The following is a 20,609-nucleotide window of genomic DNA, read 5'->3' on the forward strand; positions in this document are numbered from 1 at the left end:
ATCACCTGTTGTCACGGTTTTTGCAAATACGCCGCCGTTGTTGCACTAAAATCAGGAGAATTGCATATACATGAGCGAACAAGCCGCCGAATTCCTGCGCGTAGGTCCCGATAACGACAGCCGCGAGATTGCCATTCTCCATCGTCCGGCGATTTCCGGCAAAAGCGCACCCATGCTGGTGTGGCTCGGCGGCTATCGTTCAGACATGACCGGAACAAAGGCGGTCGAACTGGATCGCTTTGCAGCGGAAAACGGCCTTGCCTGCCTTCGGTTCGACTATTCCGGCCACGGCGCGTCCGGCGGAGATTTCAAAAAAGGCACGATCTCCCGATGGCTGGAAGAGGCACTCGCCGTAGTGCGTGCTAAGGCGCCGTCGAGCGTCATTCTCGTCGGCTCTTCGATGGGCGGATGGATCGCCTTGCGCATGGTTGAGGAACTACGCAAGACAGGTGGCGCCCCATCCGTCGCAGGCCTGATCCTCATCGCGCCTGCGCCTGATTTCACGGCGGAACTGATAGAGCCCAGCCTGACGGAGGCAGAAAAGACATCGCTGCTGGAGAGGGGCTATTTCGAGGAGCACTCGGAATACAGTCCCGAGCCCAACATCTTCACCCGCACGCTCATGGAAGACGGCCGGCAGAACCGCGTGTTGCAGGGCATCATCACCACCGGTTGCCCCGTTCACATCCTGCAGGGCATGCGCGATCCCGACGTGCCCTATCAACACGCGCTGAAACTTCTGGAACACCTGCCAGCCGACGACGTGGTTCTGACGTTGATCCGCGACGGCGACCACCGGCTCTCCCGGCCACAGGACATTGAAAGGATGCTCACGGCGGTTAGAGCCCTTGCAACATAGGCATTTCCGCAACGCTCTTAACCATATTCAACGAGTCTTGCGCGCCATTGATTGCTAAAGATTGACTCCTGCCCCCCAACCCTCTTAACTTTTCATTAAGAATTAAGGGACGGGTTTCATGATGAACGCACCGCTGGCGCGTGCGCTGCTGTCTGCAGTTGCCGCCGGGCTAATGACTGCTGCCTCCGCCATGGCGGAAACCAAGGGAAGCCCTTCCATGGTGACGGGCGGGATCACCTCCCAGCCGATCGGCCATTACGAGTTCTGTCAAAAATATGCCGATGAGTGCAACATTCGCAGCAAGGCGACGCCGCCGCCACGCGTCACCGACTATGGCTGGGGCGTCATTCGCGAGGTCAACACCTCCGTCAACACGACCATCGTGGCGATGACCGACCAGGAAATCTATGGCAAGGACGAGGTCTGGGAATACCCGACAACCGCCGGTGATTGCGAAGATTTCGTACTGCTGAAGCGCAAGAAGCTGATCGAGCGCGGATTTTCCGTGGCCGACCTGCTGATAACAGTCGTTCGCAAGCCTGATGGTGAAGGTCATGCGGTGCTTACCCTTCGCACCACGGATGGCGACTATATTCTCGATAATCTCACCGACGACGTGAAGCTCTGGACCGACACAAACTACACCTATCTGAAGCGGCAGGCGTCCTTTAATACGGGCCGCTGGGTTTCCATCGAGGATGGTCGGGACGTTCTGGTCGGCGCGTTGCGCTGATCTGCATGAAATCGATTATATCGAAAAGCCCGCGGCACGCGCCGCGGGCTTTTGCCTTTAGCCATTGCCGATGATAATGCCGGCCGCCAGCACCAATGAGCCACCGAGGACCACCTGAAAGACGGCGCGCAGGAATGGCGTTTCCATGAAGCGGTTCTGAATGAAGGCGATAGCCCAGAGTTCCACGAAAACAACGATCGCGGCAATAGCCGTGGCTGTCCAGAAATGCGGGATGAGATAGGGCAGCGCGTGGCCGAGGCCGCCAATGGCCGTCATGATGCCCGATGCCAGGCCGCGCTTCAGTGGCGAGCCTCGACCGGAAAGCTTGCCGTCATCATGAGCGGCTTCCGTAAACCCCATGGAGATGCCCGCGCCGACGGAGGCGGAAAGACCGATGAGGAAGGTCTGCCAGGTATCCTGTGTGGCAAAGGCCGCTGCAAAGATTGGCGCCAGCGTCGACACGGAACCGTCCATAAGGCCGGCGAGACCCGGCTGCACATAGGTCAGGAGGAATTGACGCCTGGCGGTCTCCTCTTCTTCCGTTCTGCCGTTTTCATCGAGATGTTTTTCCTCGAGCATATGGGCGATATCCTCGTGGCCGCGCTCTGCCTCCGCCAGATCACCGAGCAACTTGCGCGTCGAAGCATCCGTGGTGCGCTTGACGGCTTCGTCATAAAAACGGATTGCCTGCGCTTCCATCAATTCCGCCTGGGCGCGAATTTTTTCCAGTGAGAGATTCTTCACCAGCCAGTCCGGTGTGCGTTCGTAGAAACCACGCACATGTTCGCGCCGTATCAACGGAATGATTTCTCCGAAGCGGCGGCGATGCATGTCGATCAACACGTTTCGATGCTGCTGCTCGACCTCGGCCATGTCGTCAAAAACCTTCGCCGATTGAGGATATTGCGCGCGCAGGTGATCGGCATAGGAGCGGTAGATGCGGGAGTCATCTTCTTCCGACGAGATGGCGAGCGCCAGGATTTCCTGTTCGCTGAGGGAGGAAAAGGGACGTTTGGAAAGCGAGAAAAGACTGTGGAACATGGCTGAAACCTTGTTTAGAATAATTCTAAATACATCCGCTGCACCCCGCGATCAAGCCATCTTAGAATAATTCTAACCAGTCAAAGCGCCGCATTGCCGATGGCAGCCCAGCGGCGTAAATTCGTCGGGAAAGGATCGATGATGCAGAACCCAGCCGCGGCAAGAGCCGCTCACAGCGCAGAAATTCAGGACAGGGCAGAAAAAGCGATGGCGGCTATCGGTGTCGATGCCCGTTTCATCGATCTGCTGGTGGAAACATTTTACGGTCGCGTGCTGAAGCACCCCGCGCTCGGGCCCGTTTTCGATGCGCGGCTTGCAGGCCGCTGGGCGGAACATATGGCCAGGATGAAGCAGTTCTGGGCGGCCGTCGCGTTCAAGAATGGCGGCTATGGCGGCAAGCCGGTCCAAGCCCATCTTGGCGTAAAAGGCATGACCGCCGAGCTTTTCCCCCAATGGCTTGCGCTGTTTTCCGCCACACTCGATGACATTGCACCGGGCAGAGAGGCGCACGACTGGTTTATGGAAACCGCTGAACGCATCGCCAGAAGCCTGACGCTCTCGCTCTTTTACAATCCGGCGCTCGATGATCCCGCGTTGACGCGATCGTCGTCTTAACCGCAAGGCGCGGGGCCTGGGTACGGCACCTGATTGCAGAGTTGGAACGATGACGAAGTGCCGCGCAGGAGCGCGCAGGTTTCGAACATTCCCTCTTGATGGCCGCAAGGATAAATGTTTAGTAGCCGGCGGGAGGCGTACCGTGCGGTTCGCCTGTAATATGAGGCATAGCAGGGCTTATCGACATGGATCGCAGATCATTTATCCGCAAGGCTGGCGCCGTGGGCGCCGGTGTTACCGCAACGGCGCTGGCCGCTCCGGCCATCGCACAAGAAAATCCCAAGATTACCTGGCGCATGACGTCGTCCTTCACCAAGGGCCTCGACATTCTGTTCGGCGCGGGCCAGATCGTCGCCGATCACGTCAAGGAAGCTTCCGGCGGCAATTTCGTCATTCAGCATTTCGCGGGCGGAGAGATCGTGCCGGCCCTGCAGGCTGCGGACGCGGTGACGGCCGGAACCGTCGAAATGGCGCATACATGCGCCTATTATTACGTTGGCAAGGACCCGACTTTCGCGCTCGGGACCTCGGTTCCCTTCGGCCTCAATGCGCGCCAGACGAATGCGTGGTTCAACCAGGCCGGCGGCAACGAGCTGCTCAATGAGTTCCTTGCCCAGCACAATATCTACTCGATCCTGCTCGGCAACACCGGTGCCCAGATGGGTGGCTGGTTCCGCAAGGAAATCAACACCATCGACGACCTCAAGGGTCTGAAGATGCGTATTGCCGGCCTCACCGGCCAAGTGATGCAGAAGGTTGGCGTGACGCCGCAGCAGATCGCCGGCGGCGATGTCTACGCCGCGCTCGAAAAGGGCACGATCGACGCCACCGAGTTCGTCGGCCCCTATGATGACCAGAAGCTCGGCTTCTACAAGGTCGCGAAATATTACTATTACCCCGCATGGTGGGAAGGCGGCCCGGCCGTTCATGCCTTCGTCAACCTGCAGAAGTTCAACGAACTGCCGGAAAACTACAAACGCATCCTGAAAGACGCCTGCGCCGCGGGCAGCGCCAGCATGCTAGAACGCTACGATGCACGCAATCCGAAGGCGCTGAAGGAATTGGTAGCGCAGGGCGCCATCCTGCGCCCCTTCAGCCAGGAAATCCTCGATGTCTGCCACAAGGCGGCGCAGGACACCTATGCGGAGATTTCGGCCAAGAACGAAAGCTTCAAGAAGATTTACGAGAGCCAGCAGGCCTTCAAGAAGGACGCCTATCTCTGGGCGCAGATCGCCGAATATACCTATGACACCTACATGATGATCCAGCAGCGCAACGGCACGCTCTGATCCCCATCATTTCCCGACGATCTTCAGACGGTCATCCGGCATCTGCCGGGTGGCCGTTTTGTTGGGGGAGACCAGTTTCCAAACCTGCCGTTCCCGCCAGTCGACCGGGCTCATGCCGGTGACGCGGCGAAATTCCCGGTTGAAGTTGGACTTGGTTTGAAAGCCGGAAGAAAACATGATCGATGTCACCGATTGCTCCGTCTCCTCCAGCAACCGGCAGGCTTCGCTGATGCGCAGCTGGTTGACATATTGCGAGACGTTGACGCCGAGCGAACGATTGATCGCACCCGAAATCTGCCGGCTCGGCAGGCCGAGGCGTCTTGCTAGGCGCGACAGGTTGAGATTTTCGTCGCGGTAGAGCGCCTGCGACGTCATCAGGCGATCGAGGCCCGCAACAATCTCGCGGTCCTGTTGTGATGGTTCCGAAGGAGGCGGCACCTCTGCCGGCGGCTCCGCGGCCGCTTGCGACGCCTTGCTTTTCCCGGCCATGGCCGCCATCAGCCCGATCAGCAACAGGCCGAAAAGATTGGCGTTGCTGACGAGCGCCGCGACGTTCTCGCCATGTGCCCATTCGAAATCGAGAAACACCAGAAGATCGAACATCGCGGAAACGCACAGCGCCGCAGCAGCGATGATGAGCGCCTTGTGTGCCGAAGCGACGCTCGCAAATTGCGCCTCGTCCAGCCCATCCGGCCCTTTTCTTCCGAGTAACAGCAGAGCGGTGGCATGGCCAACGAAGAGGGCAATCAGGCCAAGATCGATAGCGACCGGGAATGTGAATTCCAGAAGAATGATCAGCAGAGGGGACAGGGCGAGGCTTGCCAGCATGGCCCTTCTGCTTTCCGGCCCCACCTTCATCAGGCCGCGAAAGGCAATGTACACAAGTGGTGGCAGGCAGGCGGCCAAAACCGGCAGAACGTATCGCACCAGGCTCACACCATATCCCCAGCGCAGGCCGACGAGCACAGACTGCACGGCGCAAAGGGCGATAAGCGCCAAAAATACGCGGTTTGTCCGCACATCGTCTCCGCTTCGAAAGAAGACGATGAACATGACCACCAACAACAGCGCCACGACGAAAGGCAGGGGAATGAAAAGCACGATAACCATCCCGGAGCGAAACCTTGTCGCACTTCATGGACCAGATCGCGTTTCGGTACGACCTTTAACGCGATCAAGGACGCAAAAAATACGTGGCGGCGCAGATTGAGCCCCGTTCTTCCCAAACACACGAGGTTTTCATGCGCCCTGTCACCACCATAGCGACCATGTTATTTTCCGCTTTCGTCACTCAACCGGTTTTTGCGGCGGACGCCGTCGGCATCAGCGAAACTACCGTCCATTCGCCAGCTCGCGGCAAAGACCTCGCTCTCACCGTCTGGTATCCATCTGACGGAAAGGGCACACAGGCGCCTTCCGGCGAGGACCGAATTTTTCAGGGCACGCCCGTGTTCAAGGATGGTGCGGTGAAACCGGGCCGTTTGCCACTCGTGCTTCTGTCCCACGGCTCAGGTTCAAGAGTGTCCGGCATGGCATGGATCGCCGCGAAGCTTGCGAGCGAGGGTTTTATCGTCGCCGGCACCAACCATCCCGGGACCACCAGCGGCGATTCCACGCCCGCCGATACGCCGAAAATCTGGGAGCGAACGGACGATCTCTCAACGATCATTACTGTCATGACGGCAGAAGGCAAGTGGTCGAATGCGATCGACACGAAGAGGATCGGCGTTCTCGGCTTCTCGCTGGGCGGCAGCGCGGCGATGGAGATTGTAGGTGCGCGCGCCGATCTCGATGCCTATGCCCGCTATTGCGAGGACTATTCTTCGATGATGGATTGCCAGTGGTTCGCCGGCGGCCGGGGTTACCTCAATGGCGAGCCGGTCAGCGTTCCGAAGCTGGATATCAAAACCCTCGACAAGGCCCATTTCGAGCAGCAGAACCGCGATCCCCGCATCCGTTCCGCCGTGCTGGTTGATCCCGGCCTGGCGCTGGCTTTCAAACCGGAGAGCCTGAAAGCGATCGATATTCCGCTGACCTTCATCAATCTCGGCAGCAAAGGTAAAATTCCGCCGGCCGTGCTTGCGGATAAACTCGCAGACGACGTGCCCGGCGCGACCTATCTGCGGGTGGACGACGCCAACCATTTCAGCTTCCTGCCCCTCTGCAACCCGGATGCCGGTGCATTTCTCAAATCCATCGGCGAGCGTGATCCGATCTGCGAACCGGCCGGACCACGAGACCGCGCGGATATTCACGCACAATTGGAGACGATGATCCTTACAGCTTTCAACCGCACGCTGAAGCCGGGCCAGTGAGTCTGCAGTCTCAAAGGCCTAGCCGATCCGCTTATAGAACAGGGTCGTGCTGCAAAAGCGTCCATCCGGAAACAGGGCGTAATCCGGAATGACGCCGACCCGTTCCCAGCCGAGACGGGGATAAATCGCCTCGGCATCGCTGCCAGTTGCCGTATCCAGAACCAGAAGGGTACGGCCACGTTTTGCCGCTTCCTCCTCCACCCTTTGCATGAGCTTGCGGGCGACGCCAAGGCCTCGGGCGGATGGGTGCACGAGAAGTTTCATCAGATCGCCGCGATGTGGCTGGTTGGGTTTGGAGGCGAGCCCCACCTGCACGGTGCCGACTACCTTGCCATCCACTTCCGCTACCACATGAATAGTCGCACCCTGACCTGCCGCTTCAGCCACGGATCGCCAGAAGGGTTCGGCATCCTGCGGGGAAAAGGGCAACATGAAGCCGACGGAGGCGCCGCCGTTCACGCAGGCGGCGAGGACTTCGCAGAGTTCTGGCAGGGCATCGATGGTCTCTTGCCCGTTCAACATGCGGATGATGGTCATAAAAACTCCTGTGGGGAAATCAGCGCTGTCTTTGATCCAGCACAACGGCATAACGGGCAGGTTTTTCGGAAGGATTGTGGAAGACGTGCCCTTCTCCGACCGGCATGAAAAGGCAATCGCCCGGCTCCAGCCGGTGAACGTTTCCGCCGCTCGTCATTTCCAGCACGCCTTCGAAAAGCCAGACATATTGCGTCATGCCCCGGCTTGCCGCATGCGGCGGAAAACCGACGCGCGCGCCGGCTGGAAATTCGACTTCGACAATATCGACATCCGATCCCACACGCGGCGGGGAAATGGCGCGGCGGACATAGCCTGTCTCGGGATCTTTCCAGAGCTGCTGGTCGCGCTTTCTCACCAGCGGAGAAACGGTCTCTTCATTTTCGGCGAAGAAACCGGAGAGCGACAGGCCAAATGCCGCGCAGATGCGGGCGAGCAGCGACGCGGTGGGGCTCGCCTCTCCCCTTTCAATACGGGAAATCATGGCGCGGCTGACGCCCGATTCGGATGCAAGCCTGTCCAGCGTCAGGCCGCTTTCAGCCCGCAACGTTTTTATACGCTCGCCGATCGAGCGTTCGAGAATGTGATCTTCGTTTTCCATCATATGAGAATTTCACTCTCACATGATGGAGTCAATATCCTTCATAGTGGAAATTGTCATTTTTCCGCCGGGTGCTTATCGGTAAATAGGCGTCAGGCGCCGACCTGGGCAATCCAGTCATTCAGATTATAGTAGTTCGTTACTCGACTAACCTTTCCATCTTTCAGATCAAAAAAGGCGCCGGCCGGCAGCACATATGTCTGACCGTTCGCCTCGGGCAACCCTTCGTCAGTCTTGAGATATTCGCCATTGACAATGAATTCGGCGGACGCGCGCTTTCCATCCTCGCTCGCCATGATCACCATATCGGTAAGGTTTTCCTTATAGCAGCGGTTCATATGATCCATGAAGGACGCAAAGGCGGCCTTGCCGGTCTGGCGCTCGCCCTGATTAATGTCATGCACCACCTCATCGTGAAGCAGCGCCAGGAAGGCATCCATATCCTGACGGTTGAAGGCATCGTAATAGGCGCGGATGGTCTCGGCAGCGGTCATCGTCTTCTCCGTTCATGCTTGCGCGGGTGTTCCATGACGGTATAACCAGTGCAACCGAGAGTGAAAATGCCCATGACCGTCGAAATCAAGTCTCTTTCCGGCATTGACGCCACACCTTATTTCGATGACCTCGCGCGCCTGCGGATCGAGGTGTTTCGCGCCTTTCCGTATCTCTATGACGGCTCGCTGGAGTATGAGCGCAAATATCTTGCGACCTATGCCGATACGGACGGGGCGATCTTCGTGCTGGCGCTCGATGACGGCAGAGTGGTCGGCATGTCCACCGGCATGCCGATGGCCGCCGAAACCGACGAGGTGAAAACGCCATTCGTGGAAGCGGGCTACGATCCGGACCGGGTATTCTACTTCGGTGAAAGCGTGCTGCTTCCCGGCTATCGCGGCCACGGCGTCGGCGTGCGCTTCTTCGAGGAGCGGGAGGCACATGCAAAGCGGCTCGGCTTCAACCAGTGCACCTTCTGCGCTGTCGAGCGGCCTGCCGACCATCCCCGCCGGCCGACGGATTACGTACCGCTCAATGCCTTCTGGGAAAAGCGCGGTTATCGCCACCACCCCGAGCTGCATACAAGCTTCACCTGGCAGGACCTCGACGAAAGCAGCGAGAGTCCCAAACCCCTGTCATTCTGGATCAAGACCATCCTTGCCGGAGATGGAGACACATGACACGCCTCGCCGCCAGCCAATATGCCATCGAGCTGATCGAGACATGGGAGGCCTATACCGCCCATCTGTCCGCCGTTGTCCGCGAGGCCAAGAGCGAGGGCGCAGAACTGCTGCTGCTGCCGGAATATTCGGCTATGACGCTGACCGGTCAGTTGCCACCCGACATCCGTTCTGATCTGCACCGTTCCATCGAAGAGATACAGCCGATGATCCCCTCCTGGGTAGAGCTATGCGAGGAGCTGGCGCGGCAACATCAAATTCTGTTCCAGCCCGGCAGCGCGCCTGTGAAGGACCCGGACGGCAAATTCCGCAATCGCGCGTGGCTTTTCGGTCCGGATGGCCTGATCGGTTATCAGGACAAGCAGATCATGACCCGCTTCGAACGGGAGCAATGGAACATCCATGCCGGCGTCGAGGGCCTTAAAGCGTTTAATACGCAGATCGGCAGGCTGGGCATTCTCATCTGTTACGACAACGAGTTCCCGATGCTTGGCCGCAGGCTGGCGGAACTCGGCGTCGAACTGGTCCTCGCGCCCAGTTGCACCGATACCCTCGCGGGTGCCTATCGGGTCCGCATCGGCGCGCAGGCGCGGGCGCTGGAAAACCAGTATGCCGTCCTGTCATCGCCCACCGCCGGGGAAGCGCCATGGTCCCCGGCGGTCGATGAAAATCGTGGTCGCGCTGCTCTTTACGTGCCGTCGGACTACGGCATGCCAGCATCCGGCATCGTCGCGGAAAGCGAAAGTGATGCGGTGACGCAAAGCAGCCTTTTGATCGCCGATATCGATCTTGCCGCAGTGGCAAGGCTGCGCACCGAAGGACAGGTGGCCACCCGCCGTGACTGGCCGGAGCAATTTGCGATCTGAAAAGCCGATTTTAAAAGGCTTTTAACCAAATTCCCGCTTTGCGGCATGACAAGCCCCTGCTATAGCGCGGAACATGAGCACAAATTCGACCCGCACGCCCCTGGACCATATCCGCAACTTTTCGATCGTTGCCCACATCGATCACGGCAAATCGACGCTGGCCGACCGGTTGATCCAGTCGACAGGCGGCCTCGCCGAACGCGACATGTCGGAACAGGTCCTCGATTCGATGGATATCGAGCGCGAGCGCGGCATCACCATCAAGGCTCAGACCGTGCGCCTGCATTACAAGGCGAATAACGGCGAGACCTATGTGCTTAATCTTATCGACACGCCCGGCCACGTCGACTTTGCCTATGAAGTCTCCCGCTCGCTTTCGGCCTGCGAAGGTTCGCTGCTGGTGGTCGACGCTTCGCAGGGCGTGGAAGCCCAGACGCTCGCCAATGTCTATCAGGCAATCGACAATAATCACGAACTGGTCACGGTGCTCAACAAGATCGACCTGCCTGCGGCCGAACCCGACCGCATCAAGGAACAGATCGAGGAAGTCATTGGCATCGACGCTTCCGACGCCGTGATGATTTCCGCCAAGACAGGTCTTGGCATTCCCGATGTTCTGGAAGCCATCGTCCACCGCCTGCCGCCGCCGAAGAGCGAAGTCGGCGAAAACGGGCCGCTGAAAGCGCTGCTTGTTGACAGCTGGTACGACACCTATCTCGGCGTCATGGTTCTCGTGCGCGTCATCGACGGCGTGCTGAGCAAGGGCCAGCAGATCCGCATGATGGGCTCGGGCGCGAAATACGGCATCGAGCGCGTCGGTGTCCTGACCCCGAAGATGGTCAATGTCGATAGTCTCGGCCCCGGCGAGATCGGCTTCATCACCGCCTCGATCAAGGAGGTGGCCGATACACGCGTTGGCGATACCATCACCGACGACAAGCGCCCGACGGCGCAGGCCCTGCCCGGCTTCAAGCCCGCGCAGCCCGTGGTGTTCTGCGGCCTCTTCCCGGTCGATGCGGCCGACTTCGAAGATTTGCGCGCGGCGGTGGGCAAGCTTCGCCTTAACGACGCCTCCTTCTCCTTCGAAATGGAATCGTCTGCCGCTCTCGGCTTCGGTTTCCGCTGCGGCTTCCTGGGCCTGCTCCATCTCGAAATCATTCAGGAACGCCTCGAGCGCGAATTCAATCTCGATCTCGTCGCGACAGCGCCTTCGGTCGTTTATGAAATGACGCTGACGGATGGCACGGAAAAGGAACTTCACAACCCGGCCGACATGCCCGACGTGGTGAAGATCAAGGAAATCCGAGAGCCCTGGATCAAGGCGACGATCATGACGCCGGATGAATATCTGGGCGGCATCCTGAAACTCTGTCAGGACCGGCGTGGCCTGCAGACCGAGCTGACCTATGTCGGCAACCGCGCGATGATCACCTACGAATTGCCGCTCAACGAAGTAGTGTTCGATTTCTACGACCGCCTGAAGTCCATCTCCAAGGGCTATGCCTCGTTCGATTACAACATCATCGATTATCGCGAAGGCGATCTCGTCAAGATGTCGATCCTCGTCAATGGCGATCCCGTCGATGCGCTTTCCATGCTGGTCCACCGCTCGGCGGCCGACCGGCGCGGGCGCGGCATGTGCGAAAAGCTGAAGGAACTCATTCCGCCGCACATGTTCCAGATCCCGATCCAGGCCGCCATCGGCGGCAAGGTCATCGCCCGCGAAACAGTGCGCGCGTTGCGCAAGGATGTAACGGCGAAGTGCTACGGCGGCGACGCCACACGCAAGCGCAAACTTCTGGACAAGCAGAAGGAAGGCAAAAAGCGCATGCGCCAGTTCGGCAAGGTGGAAATTCCGCAGGAAGCCTTTATCGCCGCGCTGAAGATGAACGACGAATAAGCGGCGAAGTACCGCGATTGCTTTTGAAAGGGAGGCTTGCGGCCTCCCTTTTCCTTTCAAAAACACCGTTCTCAGGCGTGCAGCTTCGCGCCTTTTGTAATCTTGTCGACGATTTTCTTATCGGCTCTAAGCGCCATTCCGACAACCTTTGCGGTTTCCGGAGAAAATTCCGAGAAGACCTGACGGTTCGCCGCGTCGTGTCCGGTGGAGAACATTTCCTCGATATAAAGCGATGTCGTGACATCACGCTCAAGAGAACGCTGATGGATTTTGCGCAACGCCTCCTGATCCGCGGCCATCACAACAATCGGCTGGACAGACAGAGGATTGTAGACGTTCCCCGCCCCGTCGCGGTATGGTTCCCCGATGATCTCTCCGGTCTGGGCTACGATCCCGGACATGAGAAATGCGGTGACGTTCAATTTTTGCCAAACGGCAAGGTCGTCACGAAGGACGACGGCGATCTTGGTATCAAACATGCGAACTCAATCTGGCTGTGGTTACGAACGAGAAGCAACCCTACAGCCTCTGCATGCCACCGATCTTGAACGTTCGTGCAAATTCGAGGGCATCGTGCAGGCCCCCGCGAGCGACGGTTTCGAGCGCATAGAAGCGCGCTTTCACGGTAATGCTTACGCGCCGCACCGGCATGATACCTATGCGCTGGGCGTTACGCTCTCAGGCGTTCAGACCTTTTCCTATCGTGGCGCATCGCATTTCAGCATGCCCGGAAATGTGATCGTGCTGCATCCCGACGAAGTTCACGATGGCGGCGCCGGCACGGATGAGGGCCTGCGCTACCGCATGCTTTACCTTCCGCCTGAAAAGATGATGCAGGCAGGGCATAAGTCGCTGCCTTTTTCCAAACATCCCGTTATCGAGGACGAGGCCTTTCGCCTATGCCTGATCGAAGTGCTTGCCAACCTCGAAAGCGAGCCGGACAATCTACTTGTGACAGACTGGCAGGCGCGACTTGCGGATCTGCTCTGCAAACATTCGAATGAAAGAACTGGGAATATCAAGCGAGTTGACAGGGCGGCCGTCCTGCGGTGCAGGAATTACCTGCTGGAGAACAGCGCCGCAACCGTGGGGTCGGAAGAGCTGGAAGAGATAAGCGGGCTCGACCGCTTTACGCTTTTTCGGCATTTCCGTTTCCTGTTCGGAACGAGCCCGCACCGTTATCTCATCATGCGGCGGTTGGAAAAATGCAAGGAGATGATGCGGGCCGGTGGCAGCCTTGCGGAAACAGCCTTCGCCTGCGGGTTCGCGGATCAGGCACATTTCACGCGGCATTTCAAAAATGCCTTCGGCATGCCACCGGGGCGCTGGCTCAACCTCGTTTCACACTGATCATTGCGGAAACAGGATCGACCGATGCGCCGCCGCACCGGCCATTGCGCCGTCGCCAACCGAAAGGGCCACAGAGCCGGCAGCCCTTGCCACATCGCCGCAGGCAAATATGCCGGCAATGGTGGTCTGTTTCATCGGATCGGTAACGACGGTCGATCCCATTGGTCCTTCCTCGATGGCGCAGCCGAGTTTTTTTACCCAGTCTGAGGCGATACGCAATTTCGGCTGGGTGAAAAGGCCCGCCAGTGCAACATTACGCCCATCCACCAGAGCGATATCCGCATGTCCGGCGATTTCCCGGATATGCGTTTTTTCCACATGGACCCCGCGAGCAGACAGAAGCGCATCCTGATCAGCATCCGGCTCGAAGACGCCATTGGTAAAGAAGGTGGTCTCCCCCCAGTCCGGGAGCATCAGTGCATGATGTATGGCCAGAGGTGAAGCCGCGATAACGCCGATCTTTCCCTGATCCAGTTCGTAGCCATGGCAATAAGGGCAGTGGAAAACAGAGGACCCCCAGCGGTCCTTCAGCCCGGCTATATCCGGAAGTTCGTCGGTGACGCCCATGGCGAGAATGAGACGGGCGCCGCTTTCACGGCGACCGCCATCGATTTCGACCTCAAAGTCACCAAAAGTCCCTTCCGCATCCGTTACGCTGCCCCGCGCCCACTCGATCGTCGGGTAACGCTCGATCTGGCTGCGTGCCTCGCTCACGATTTCGCCGGGCGCCTTGCCGTCCTGCCCAAGAAAACCATGGGAGTGGCTGGCAAAGCGATTTCGTCTTTCGCCTGCGTCCACAACCAGAACCCGCTTCCTTGCGCGGCCCAGCTGCAGGGCGGAGGATAACCCGGCGTAACTGCCGCCTATTATGATCACGTCGAATTTCATGATGCACCCATGTTTTGAGGCCGACCGTAACCGCGGTCCATATCATGCTACTTATATTGTTACATGAAAGATCGAGTCAATAGTCATGCAACTTATATTGTTACGTCAGCCGGAGGGTGGTAAGCGTGAATGCAAACAGGCGGGCTTCAACAATGAGACACGACACGCGACTTTCCCGGGTGCTGCATATTCTGATCCATATGGAAAAACATGAGGGCGCGGCGACTTCGGAAAGTATCGCAGCCATGTTGCAGACCAATCCGGTGGTGGTGCGCAGGACGATGGCGGGCCTGCGCGAGCAGGGATATGTTTCTTCCGAAAAAGGACATGGCGGAGGATGGGTTCTGGCGCGCCCACTCAATGAGATTACATTACTCGATATCTACAGAGCGCTTGGCGCGCCCGAACTGTTCTCTATCGGGCTGGCAGGTGACAATCCGGATTGTGTTATTGAACAGGCAGTCAATGCTGCACTTTTCGAGGCCATGACCGAGGCGGAGAGCATTTTGTTATCCCGCTTCGGAAATATTACGCTTTCGGCGCTGGCGGCAGAATCGATCACCCGCTGGTCAAAAGTCTCCAATCATCCTTCCGCCATGGACCAGCTCTGAGCGAGTAAACTAGCGATTGTGCAAACGAAAAAACCGCCTGCTCGGAAGCAGGCGGCTTCATCGTGTCCAGTCAGCCATTAAGGCTGGGTCTGGGTTCCACCCGTGTTCGGACTTGCCGGGGCGGCGTTATTTGCCGGCGGCGTTGCCGGGGTAGTCGGTGCCATCGGTGCCGGCGCCTGGTCCGTCGCAGCGGGCGGCGTAGTGGACGACGTCGTGGCCGGATCGGTGGTCGGGCCGCTCATCTGCGACCAGGCGAAGACGCCCACCAATACGACGACTATGATTGCCAGCCACGGCACCCAGGACGACGAGGTGCGGGCACGCGGTTCGTTGTTGATATTCAGTTCCGGACGAAGATCGCGGTCCGGACGCGGGTTGTTGGGATCGAATGTCATGGTGTTTCCTCCTCTTCATTCTGCCGAGAAAACGACGTTCCCGCGATTTTGTTCCGATCAGTCACCTCTGCGGTCAGGACGAAGGTGAAACGGGCGGCTGACGAAGAGCGTCTGCAAGCACGGTCATGACGTGGGGACCACCCATTTGCGACACGTTGAAACGCATGAAACCGGACGCGCTCTGCGAGGAACTGAACACATTCCCCGGCGCGAGCACCAACTGCTGCGCGAGCGCGCGGCGCGCCACATCGGCAGCATCCGCGCCTTCCGGCAGGCGGCACCATAAAAACATGCCCGCCTGCGGTTCGATCCACGGCACGCATCCAAGTGAGATGAGGCGCGCCGCCGCCTCCGGCATCGCCGCCGCAAGCCGCAGACGAAGCGCCTCGACATGTTTGCGATAACTGCCATCCGTCAGAAGCGACAGGACCAGCGCGGCTGAGAAATGCGCTCCGCCAAAAGCGGTGGCGATCTTGAGGTCGGTCAACGCTTCCACCCACGCCAGGGGCGCTGCTATGAAACCGCAGCGCACGGAAGCCGACAGTGTTTTTGAAAAACTACCGATCTGGACAACGCGGTTCAGGCCGTCGAAGGCCGCCAGACGCGGGGCGGCCTGAGTTTCGAAATCGGCGAAAATATCATCCTCAATGATGGTCAGTCCCGACTGTTCGGCCAACATCAACAAACGGTGGGCATGAACGGCGGAGAGCCGCGCGCCAGTGGGATTATGGATCGCGGAATTGGTGATATAGAGCCGCGGCCGGTGCTCTTTCAGCGCCTGCTCGAAAATCGGCAGGTCCGGCCCTGTAGGTGTATAGGGCACGCCAATGGCCCTGACGCGGTGCGCGCGCAAAAGGGCGTGGAAATTGAAATAACATGGATCGTCGACGATTACTGTATCTCCAGGCTGCAGCAAAAAGCGGCACAGTAGATCGATTGCCTGGGTACCGGAATCGGTCAGCATGATCTGGCTGGCCCCGGCCTGAACCCCGTGATCGGCCAGCCTGCGCGACAGGAGCTGCCGCAGCGGCAGAAGCCCCATCGGGCTCGCATAATCCGTCAGCAGGGCGGCATCCGCGCGCGCAAGCCCCCTGATCGCCCGCCGCATTGCCTCTTCCGGCATCCAGGACGCGGGAAGCCAGCCGCAACCGGGCTTGGCGAGGACGGACCCTTCGTCCAGCGCCTGACGGGATACCCATAGCGGGTCCACCGCCCTGTCCAGCCGGGGCTCGATATCGGCGAGAGACAGGGGCGCAAGCGGACCGGCTACAAAAAATCCGGAGCCCGGCCGCGAGCTTATTGTGCCATCGGCCACCAGCCGGTCATAGGCTTCGACAACAGTGGAGGTGGAAACCTGCATGGCTTTCGCCAGCCCGCGCACCGAAGGCAGGCGCGCGCCTGGAACGAGGCTGCGCGAAGCAATGCGCTGGCGAATGCTCGCCATGACCTTTTCTATGCGCGTACCGGGTTCGATCTGCGCGAGGGTTGAAAACCGCCCGTCCACAACTCTCTCCATCCGTACTGGAACATCAACCATAACAGTTTCTTTAAATTGTACATGACTGTCGCTGTTGCCGCCAGCAGTTCCGGAGGAAGAAGGACAAAATGCAGGAGATGACGATGGACAAGGCGACAAGCGGCTGGCTGAACGGTCTGACGGGCGTGGTGATATTTAGCGGCTCGCTGCCCGCCACGCGCGTTGCGGTGACGGGTTTTGATCCCGTGTTCCTCACTGTGGCCCGCGCCAGCATTGCGGGTCTATTGGCGGTGGCGCTGCTGCTTGTTTTCAGGCAAAAGCGCCCGGCGCGCCATGATCTGACATCGCTCTTCATCGTCTCGCTTGGGGTTGTCGTGGGCTTTCCGCTGTTGACGGCGCTTGCCCTCCGACACGTTACCTCGGCGCATTCCATTGTTTTTGTCGGGCTGTTGCCGCTGGCCACCGCAATCTTTGCGGTTCTGCGCGGAGGAGAGCGCCCGCGCCCGGCCTTCTGGCTCTTTTCCTGCGCGGGCAGCGCCCTGGTGGCGGGCTTTTCGATGTGGAATTCATTTTCGACCGGGCTTGAGGCCTCGCTTACCGGTGATCTCCTGATGCTCAGCGCAATCATCGTCTGCGGACTTGGTTATGCAGAGGGTGCCGCCCTTTCCCGCAGGCTGGGGGGCTGGCAGGTCATTTCCTGGGCGCTGGTTCTCTCCCTGCCGGTGATGCTGCCGCTCGCCTTTTTCACAGGGCCGCAAACGCTTGCCGGCATCGATCCCCAGGCTTGGGGCGGCCTTGCCTATGTTTCCCTGTTCAGCATGCTGATCGGCTTCATCTTCTGGTATCGCGGCCTGGCGCAGGGCGGCATTGCAGCAGTCGGACAATTGCAGCTGCTGCAGCCGTTCTTCGGCCTCGCGCTTGCCGCAACCCTGCTGCACGAAGAGGTAAGCCCTGCCATGATTGCCGTTACGCTGGTTGTGGTGCTGTGCGTCGCGGGCGCCAGAAAATTCGCGCGCTGACACGGGCGATCCTTCAGCTGGAACGGCGATCCACCCAGCGGTGCCACGCATCTTCGCTGCCGTTGAAGACATTGAGATCGATGCGGCCATCGACGCCATGTGACAGGCCCGAGCCGGAATATTGCCAGAACAGCCACTTGCGACCGGGATAGACCACCGATGGGTGCTGGGCGACGGCGCGCAGCCAGAAGGGATAGTCCTGGAACTCGCCGGTCAGGTTATCCTTGTAAAAATCCGGCGCGGTATAAATGATTGGCCGCTGCCCGTAATGGCGCTCGAGCTTGTTCATGAAGACGCGCATCTTTTCCAGAACGCGCTCACGGGAATGGCGCATCTTGCAGCTCGACTCGCCGTTATATTCCACATCGATCACCGGTGGCAGCGCGTCGGGATCGCGTGGCACGTTGCGAATGAACCAGTCTGCCTGTTCGCTGGCCGAACGGCACCAGTAGAAGAAGTGATAGGCGCCACGGCGAATGCCCGCGGCCTTTGCACCCTGCCAGTTGGTGCGGAACATCGGATCAAGGTGATCGCCGCCATCCGTGGCCTTGATGAAGGCGAAATTGGCCCCGCGGGTGCGCAGCAACGGCCAATCGATATTGGCCTGCCAGCGCGACACATCCACGCCGTGCACCTGGAAATGCCGCGGCTGAACCCGGCCGAAATTGATCGGTTTCGCATCGCTGAAGCTGGAACGGAAAATGCGGGAGCGGATCTGCGCACCGGCGCTCGCCGCCGGAGCCGCCGCCATGGCCAATTGGACCGGACGCTCCATCGGCCGTTCGGCCGGCCGTATCATCCCGGCCTGCGGCGGGACCGGCAAACGGATTTCAGGCGCATCCTGCGGCAGCGACGCCCTCGGCGTGACGGCGGAAAAAGCCTTGGGCTCTTCCGGCACCGGCCCACCCCAGGCCAGTACTTCCTGCCGCGGTTGAGCGGTTATCGGCTGCGAGCCGACACTTGCCTGCGGCACCGGCGCTGATGGCGTGACAGAACTCGTGGTTTCCTTCGACGGCAAGCCGGCAACCAGGCTTTCCGGACCGGAACTGGACGTGCAGCCGCCAAGCAGAAGGCAACCGAAAAGAAGTGCTGGCACAGCCGAAGAACGCATGAGAACCCGTACGCAAAACAAATCGGGGGCGCACTGGCGCCACCCGGAGACCTCGAAATACAAATGCTAACGGAAGATTATCAAAAAAGACTGAATCTTATCTTTACGCCGGCACCCACCAATGCGCCCTTCATTTCTGGCAGGTAAATTGCATTCCGGTTCTCATTGTACGACTCAGGCCGTCATGGTGCTGAGATCAACGGTATCGGCGCCGGGGGAATTTCTCTTGATCGACTCGATCGCGTGAATGGCCGAGGCCTTGGCCTTATAGCCTTCAGAGACAAACATCGTCTCGCCGTTCGAAGCCTTGAAGCGAAAGCGAAACTCTCCGGCATTGTCTTGATAGATCTCGAATTTGTACATGGGCTTTGCGGCTCCTTCGCGCTGAAAAATGAACTCAACGCAATTCTGGTCTGGCACCATGATATTCGCAACAGAAAATCCGTCAGATGAGCCGCACCCAGGCACGGGCAATCTCCAGACCCGCTGCATCCGCCATCCCTGCGCGCAGGTCGCGATGATCGGGATATTGTGCCAGCCAGCCGGGCGCCATTTTTTCGATGGAAGCGGGAAAGGCCTCGCACCAGCCGTCAACGACTGCGGCGGAGGCCTCGAAATGGAACTGTGTGCCATAGACCGCACGTCCGAGGCGAAAGGCCTGATTCCGTGTCGCGGCGTTGGTCGCAAGCCGGGTGGCGCCGGGTGGTAGTGTAAATGTATCGCAGTGCCATTGGAAAATCGGAAAAGCTCTATCCAGCCCGGCCAAAAGCGGATCGGAAATGCCCTCTTCCGTGAGGGACACCTTTTGCCAGCCGAATTCCGGTGGACCGGAAAGAATATTATCGCCACCATAAGCGCGGGCCAGCAGCTGGCTGCCGAGGCAAACACCCATGACTGCCCTGCCCGCATCGCCAAAGGTTTTCATCAAACGCGCAAGCTCTGGAAGATAGGGATAGAGGGCATCGTCGAGTGCGTTCTGCTCCCCGCCCAGAACGATAAGGGCATCATGACCGCCCGCATCTTTCGGAAGCGGTTCCCCCGCATAGGCGCGAATGACGCGTACCTCCGCATTTGCCTCCGCCAATGCCACGCCGAGTTGTCCATGCGGCGTGCCCGCCATGTTTTCGATAATTGCGACGCGCATGCGACCTCTTGATGATAACAGATGATTCAGCCGGCGGGTTTCGCCGATCGAATCCAAGCTTCATCATGATGAAACGGGATTTTCAAGAGGTACGGCAGCAGTGGCGTGGCACAGCATGGGCCCTGCCACTGGATATTAGAATTCCCGCGAGAGCTTCGCGTCGACCGAATGCCGGTTGCCGCCCCGAATCGCGAAGAACAGGAAAATCGCCGCCCAGAGAATCGATTTTTCCGCACCGCCCAGACCTTCCGCCTTCACCACACCATGGAACCAGACCGTTACCAGAAGGACGATCATGGCGGCGAAGGATGCCGGCCGCGTGAAAAGGCCGATGGCGATGAAAATACCGCCGAAGAATTCCGTTGCCGCCAGCAGCGGCGACCAGAAGACGCCCGGGTAAAAACCGAGGCTCTCCACCATGCCGACCGCCCCGAAGGGATTGAGAATCTTGCCGAACCCATGGGTAACCAGCAGAAGTCCCGCCGTGACACGCAAAATGGTCTCCACCACATCGTGTGTCCCGTTATAAAGCGGTGCAACGGCGGGAACGAACAGACGCTGACGATGATTGTCGAACTGGGCCATAGGATATCTCTGTTTGAGCATTCGATTGACTTATCTGTTCGCAAAGCCCCGTGATAAGAACAAGCATGTGCCTGGTAAAAACATGAGTGCAAAAGTTAACA

General features: G+C 59.0%; 24 protein-coding genes. 11 read left to right on the plus strand and 13 right to left on the minus strand.

Annotation, left to right across the window (positions count from 1 at the left end; translation table 11 throughout):
• Positions 1 to 70: 70 nt before the first annotated feature.
• The gene (locus BLU28_RS03670; RefSeq protein ID WP_077986556.1) at positions 71 to 859 is read left to right on the plus strand and encodes an alpha/beta hydrolase; all 789 of its coding nucleotides are present in this window, start codon (positions 71 to 73) and stop codon (positions 857 to 859) included.
• Between the two features lie 118 nt (positions 860 to 977).
• On the plus strand, positions 978 to 1,592 hold the full coding sequence (locus BLU28_RS03675; RefSeq protein WP_004439350.1) for a transglutaminase-like cysteine peptidase: 615 nt from the start codon (positions 978 to 980) through the stop codon (positions 1,590 to 1,592).
• Positions 1,593 to 1,649: 57 nt separating this feature from the next.
• On the opposite strand, the gene mbfA is transcribed toward BLU28_RS03675, so the two are convergent.
• Positions 1,650 to 2,633: an iron exporter MbfA gene (mbfA, locus tag BLU28_RS03680; protein ID WP_077986555.1), complete on the minus strand. Its 984-nt coding sequence runs from the start codon at positions 2,631 to 2,633 to the stop codon at positions 1,650 to 1,652.
• A 141-nt stretch (positions 2,634 to 2,774) separates the two neighbouring features.
• On the opposite strand from mbfA, the gene BLU28_RS03685 reads away from it, so the two are divergent.
• Positions 2,775 to 3,248 carry a group III truncated hemoglobin gene (locus BLU28_RS03685; RefSeq protein WP_037089611.1) on the plus strand — a complete coding sequence of 158 codons (474 nt, stop codon included), beginning with the start codon at positions 2,775 to 2,777 and terminating at the stop codon, positions 3,246 to 3,248.
• A gap of 185 nt (positions 3,249 to 3,433) precedes the next feature.
• Positions 3,434 to 4,537 (plus strand): TRAP transporter substrate-binding protein, encoded by a 1,104-nt coding sequence (locus BLU28_RS03690; protein ID WP_035206615.1) that lies wholly within the window; start codon positions 3,434 to 3,436, stop codon positions 4,535 to 4,537.
• Positions 4,538 to 4,543: 6 nt separating this feature from the next.
• Here BLU28_RS03690 and BLU28_RS03695 read toward each other — a convergent pair whose 3' ends face one another.
• On the minus strand, positions 4,544 to 5,638 hold the full coding sequence (locus BLU28_RS03695) for a helix-turn-helix domain-containing protein (protein ID WP_168247067.1): 1,095 nt from the start codon (positions 5,636 to 5,638) through the stop codon (positions 4,544 to 4,546).
• Between the two features lie 140 nt (positions 5,639 to 5,778).
• On the opposite strand from BLU28_RS03695, the gene BLU28_RS03700 reads away from it, so the two are divergent.
• Positions 5,779 to 6,852, plus strand: coding sequence for an alpha/beta hydrolase family protein (locus BLU28_RS03700; RefSeq protein WP_035206805.1), 1,074 nt, complete (start codon positions 5,779 to 5,781; stop codon positions 6,850 to 6,852).
• An 18-nt stretch (positions 6,853 to 6,870) separates the two neighbouring features.
• Here the strand turns inward: BLU28_RS03700 and BLU28_RS03705 are convergent, their stop codons facing one another.
• The 3 genes from BLU28_RS03705 to BLU28_RS03715 all read right to left on the minus strand — a co-directional run bounded on the left by BLU28_RS03705 (position 6,871) and on the right by BLU28_RS03715 (position 8,481).
• Positions 6,871 to 7,389: a GNAT family N-acetyltransferase gene (locus BLU28_RS03705; protein WP_022555450.1), complete on the minus strand. Its 519-nt coding sequence runs from the start codon at positions 7,387 to 7,389 to the stop codon at positions 6,871 to 6,873.
• Positions 7,390 to 7,408: 19 nt separating this feature from the next.
• Positions 7,409 to 7,990, minus strand: coding sequence for a helix-turn-helix domain-containing protein (locus BLU28_RS03710; protein ID WP_004439336.1), 582 nt, complete (start codon positions 7,988 to 7,990; stop codon positions 7,409 to 7,411).
• A gap of 89 nt (positions 7,991 to 8,079) precedes the next feature.
• Positions 8,080 to 8,481, minus strand: a complete 402-nt coding sequence (locus BLU28_RS03715; protein WP_004439334.1) for a ketosteroid isomerase-related protein — start codon at positions 8,479 to 8,481, stop codon at positions 8,080 to 8,082.
• Between the two features lie 72 nt (positions 8,482 to 8,553).
• Between BLU28_RS03715 and BLU28_RS03720 the strand changes: the two genes are divergently transcribed.
• The 3 genes from BLU28_RS03720 to lepA all read left to right on the plus strand — a co-directional run bounded on the left by BLU28_RS03720 (position 8,554) and on the right by lepA (position 11,928).
• Complete coding sequence (locus BLU28_RS03720) at positions 8,554 to 9,162, plus strand: GNAT family N-acetyltransferase (protein ID WP_035206607.1); 609 nt, start codon at positions 8,554 to 8,556, stop codon at positions 9,160 to 9,162.
• A complete protein-coding gene (locus BLU28_RS03725) occupies positions 9,159 to 10,028 on the plus strand; it encodes a carbon-nitrogen hydrolase family protein (RefSeq protein ID WP_035206605.1) in 870 nt (289 codons plus the stop codon). The genes BLU28_RS03720 and BLU28_RS03725 overlap by 4 nt, the downstream gene beginning before the upstream one ends.
• A gap of 73 nt (positions 10,029 to 10,101) precedes the next feature.
• Positions 10,102 to 11,928, plus strand: coding sequence for a translation elongation factor 4 (gene lepA / locus BLU28_RS03730; protein WP_003524495.1), 1,827 nt, complete (start codon positions 10,102 to 10,104; stop codon positions 11,926 to 11,928).
• 71 nt (positions 11,929 to 11,999) lie between these two features.
• Here the strand turns inward: lepA and BLU28_RS03735 are convergent, their stop codons facing one another.
• On the minus strand, positions 12,000 to 12,407 hold the full coding sequence (locus BLU28_RS03735) for a DUF2000 family protein (RefSeq protein WP_004439326.1): 408 nt from the start codon (positions 12,405 to 12,407) through the stop codon (positions 12,000 to 12,002).
• Between the two features lie 94 nt (positions 12,408 to 12,501).
• On the opposite strand from BLU28_RS03735, the gene BLU28_RS03740 reads away from it, so the two are divergent.
• The gene (locus BLU28_RS03740; protein ID WP_034496341.1) at positions 12,502 to 13,278 is read left to right on the plus strand and encodes an AraC family transcriptional regulator; all 777 of its coding nucleotides are present in this window, start codon (positions 12,502 to 12,504) and stop codon (positions 13,276 to 13,278) included.
• Here BLU28_RS03740 and BLU28_RS03745 read toward each other — a convergent pair whose 3' ends face one another.
• A complete protein-coding gene (locus BLU28_RS03745; protein ID WP_035206602.1) occupies positions 13,279 to 14,166 on the minus strand; it encodes an NAD(P)/FAD-dependent oxidoreductase in 888 nt (295 codons plus the stop codon).
• Positions 14,167 to 14,318: 152 nt separating this feature from the next.
• On the opposite strand from BLU28_RS03745, the gene BLU28_RS03750 reads away from it, so the two are divergent.
• A complete protein-coding gene (locus BLU28_RS03750; protein ID WP_006699744.1) occupies positions 14,319 to 14,777 on the plus strand; it encodes an Rrf2 family transcriptional regulator in 459 nt (152 codons plus the stop codon).
• Positions 14,778 to 14,854: 77 nt separating this feature from the next.
• On the opposite strand, the gene BLU28_RS03755 is transcribed toward BLU28_RS03750, so the two are convergent.
• Both BLU28_RS03755 and BLU28_RS03760 read right to left on the minus strand, forming a co-directional pair.
• On the minus strand, positions 14,855 to 15,172 hold the full coding sequence (locus BLU28_RS03755) for a hypothetical protein (protein ID WP_004439319.1): 318 nt from the start codon (positions 15,170 to 15,172) through the stop codon (positions 14,855 to 14,857).
• 73 nt (positions 15,173 to 15,245) lie between these two features.
• Positions 15,246 to 16,688, minus strand: a complete 1,443-nt coding sequence (locus BLU28_RS03760) for an aminotransferase-like domain-containing protein (RefSeq protein ID WP_051634311.1) — start codon at positions 16,686 to 16,688, stop codon at positions 15,246 to 15,248.
• 104 nt (positions 16,689 to 16,792) lie between these two features.
• Here BLU28_RS03760 and BLU28_RS03765 point away from each other — a divergent pair, with 104 nt between their 5' ends.
• Complete coding sequence (locus BLU28_RS03765) at positions 16,793 to 17,668, plus strand: DMT family transporter (protein ID WP_035206803.1); 876 nt, start codon at positions 16,793 to 16,795, stop codon at positions 17,666 to 17,668.
• Between the two features lie 13 nt (positions 17,669 to 17,681).
• Here BLU28_RS03765 and BLU28_RS03770 read toward each other — a convergent pair whose 3' ends face one another.
• The 4 genes from BLU28_RS03770 to BLU28_RS03785 all read right to left on the minus strand — a co-directional run bounded on the left by BLU28_RS03770 (position 17,682) and on the right by BLU28_RS03785 (position 20,508).
• Positions 17,682 to 18,779: a glycoside hydrolase family 25 protein gene (locus tag BLU28_RS03770; RefSeq protein WP_060942483.1), complete on the minus strand. Its 1,098-nt coding sequence runs from the start codon at positions 18,777 to 18,779 to the stop codon at positions 17,682 to 17,684.
• Between the two features lie 174 nt (positions 18,780 to 18,953).
• On the minus strand, positions 18,954 to 19,142 hold the full coding sequence (locus BLU28_RS03775) for a YegP family protein (protein ID WP_035206802.1): 189 nt from the start codon (positions 19,140 to 19,142) through the stop codon (positions 18,954 to 18,956).
• Between the two features lie 82 nt (positions 19,143 to 19,224).
• Positions 19,225 to 19,923 (minus strand): type 1 glutamine amidotransferase, encoded by a 699-nt coding sequence (locus BLU28_RS03780; protein WP_035206801.1) that lies wholly within the window; start codon positions 19,921 to 19,923, stop codon positions 19,225 to 19,227.
• Positions 19,924 to 20,058: 135 nt separating this feature from the next.
• Positions 20,059 to 20,508, minus strand: coding sequence for a DoxX family protein (locus BLU28_RS03785; RefSeq protein WP_022555435.1), 450 nt, complete (start codon positions 20,506 to 20,508; stop codon positions 20,059 to 20,061).
• Positions 20,509 to 20,609 lie beyond the last annotated feature (101 nt).

Source organism: Agrobacterium pusense (genome assembly GCF_900102105.1).
GTDB lineage: Bacteria > Pseudomonadota > Alphaproteobacteria > Rhizobiales > Rhizobiaceae > Agrobacterium > Agrobacterium pusense.

Coding starts and splice junctions, on each gene's coding strand:
- BLU28_RS03670 (WP_077986556.1), top strand. CDS start 71: ATGAGCGAACAAGCCGCCGAATTCCTGCGCGTAGGTCCCGATAACGAC.
- BLU28_RS03675 (WP_004439350.1), top strand. CDS start 978: ATGATGAACGCACCGCTGGCGCGTGCGCTGCTGTCTGCAGTTGCCGCC.
- mbfA (WP_077986555.1), bottom strand. CDS start 2,633: ATGTTCCACAGTCTTTTCTCGCTTTCCAAACGTCCCTTTTCCTCCCTC.
- BLU28_RS03685 (WP_037089611.1), top strand. CDS start 2,775: ATGCAGAACCCAGCCGCGGCAAGAGCCGCTCACAGCGCAGAAATTCAG.
- BLU28_RS03690 (WP_035206615.1), top strand. CDS start 3,434: ATGGATCGCAGATCATTTATCCGCAAGGCTGGCGCCGTGGGCGCCGGT.
- BLU28_RS03700 (WP_035206805.1), top strand. CDS start 5,779: ATGCGCCCTGTCACCACCATAGCGACCATGTTATTTTCCGCTTTCGTC.
- BLU28_RS03705 (WP_022555450.1), bottom strand. CDS start 7,389: ATGACCATCATCCGCATGTTGAACGGGCAAGAGACCATCGATGCCCTG.
- BLU28_RS03710 (WP_004439336.1), bottom strand. CDS start 7,990: ATGATGGAAAACGAAGATCACATTCTCGAACGCTCGATCGGCGAGCGT.
- BLU28_RS03715 (WP_004439334.1), bottom strand. CDS start 8,481: ATGACCGCTGCCGAGACCATCCGCGCCTATTACGATGCCTTCAACCGT.
- BLU28_RS03720 (WP_035206607.1), top strand. CDS start 8,554: ATGACCGTCGAAATCAAGTCTCTTTCCGGCATTGACGCCACACCTTAT.
- BLU28_RS03725 (WP_035206605.1), top strand. CDS start 9,159: ATGACACGCCTCGCCGCCAGCCAATATGCCATCGAGCTGATCGAGACA.
- lepA (WP_003524495.1), top strand. CDS start 10,102: ATGAGCACAAATTCGACCCGCACGCCCCTGGACCATATCCGCAACTTT.
- BLU28_RS03735 (WP_004439326.1), bottom strand. CDS start 12,407: ATGTTTGATACCAAGATCGCCGTCGTCCTTCGTGACGACCTTGCCGTT.
- BLU28_RS03745 (WP_035206602.1), bottom strand. CDS start 14,166: ATGAAATTCGACGTGATCATAATAGGCGGCAGTTACGCCGGGTTATCC.
- BLU28_RS03750 (WP_006699744.1), top strand. CDS start 14,319: ATGAGACACGACACGCGACTTTCCCGGGTGCTGCATATTCTGATCCAT.
- BLU28_RS03755 (WP_004439319.1), bottom strand. CDS start 15,172: ATGACATTCGATCCCAACAACCCGCGTCCGGACCGCGATCTTCGTCCG.
- BLU28_RS03760 (WP_051634311.1), bottom strand. CDS start 16,688: ATGGAGAGAGTTGTGGACGGGCGGTTTTCAACCCTCGCGCAGATCGAA.
- BLU28_RS03765 (WP_035206803.1), top strand. CDS start 16,793: ATGGACAAGGCGACAAGCGGCTGGCTGAACGGTCTGACGGGCGTGGTG.
- BLU28_RS03770 (WP_060942483.1), bottom strand. CDS start 18,779: ATGCGTTCTTCGGCTGTGCCAGCACTTCTTTTCGGTTGCCTTCTGCTT.
- BLU28_RS03775 (WP_035206802.1), bottom strand. CDS start 19,142: ATGTACAAATTCGAGATCTATCAAGACAATGCCGGAGAGTTTCGCTTT.
- BLU28_RS03780 (WP_035206801.1), bottom strand. CDS start 19,923: ATGCGCGTCGCAATTATCGAAAACATGGCGGGCACGCCGCATGGACAA.
- BLU28_RS03785 (WP_022555435.1), bottom strand. CDS start 20,508: ATGGCCCAGTTCGACAATCATCGTCAGCGTCTGTTCGTTCCCGCCGTT.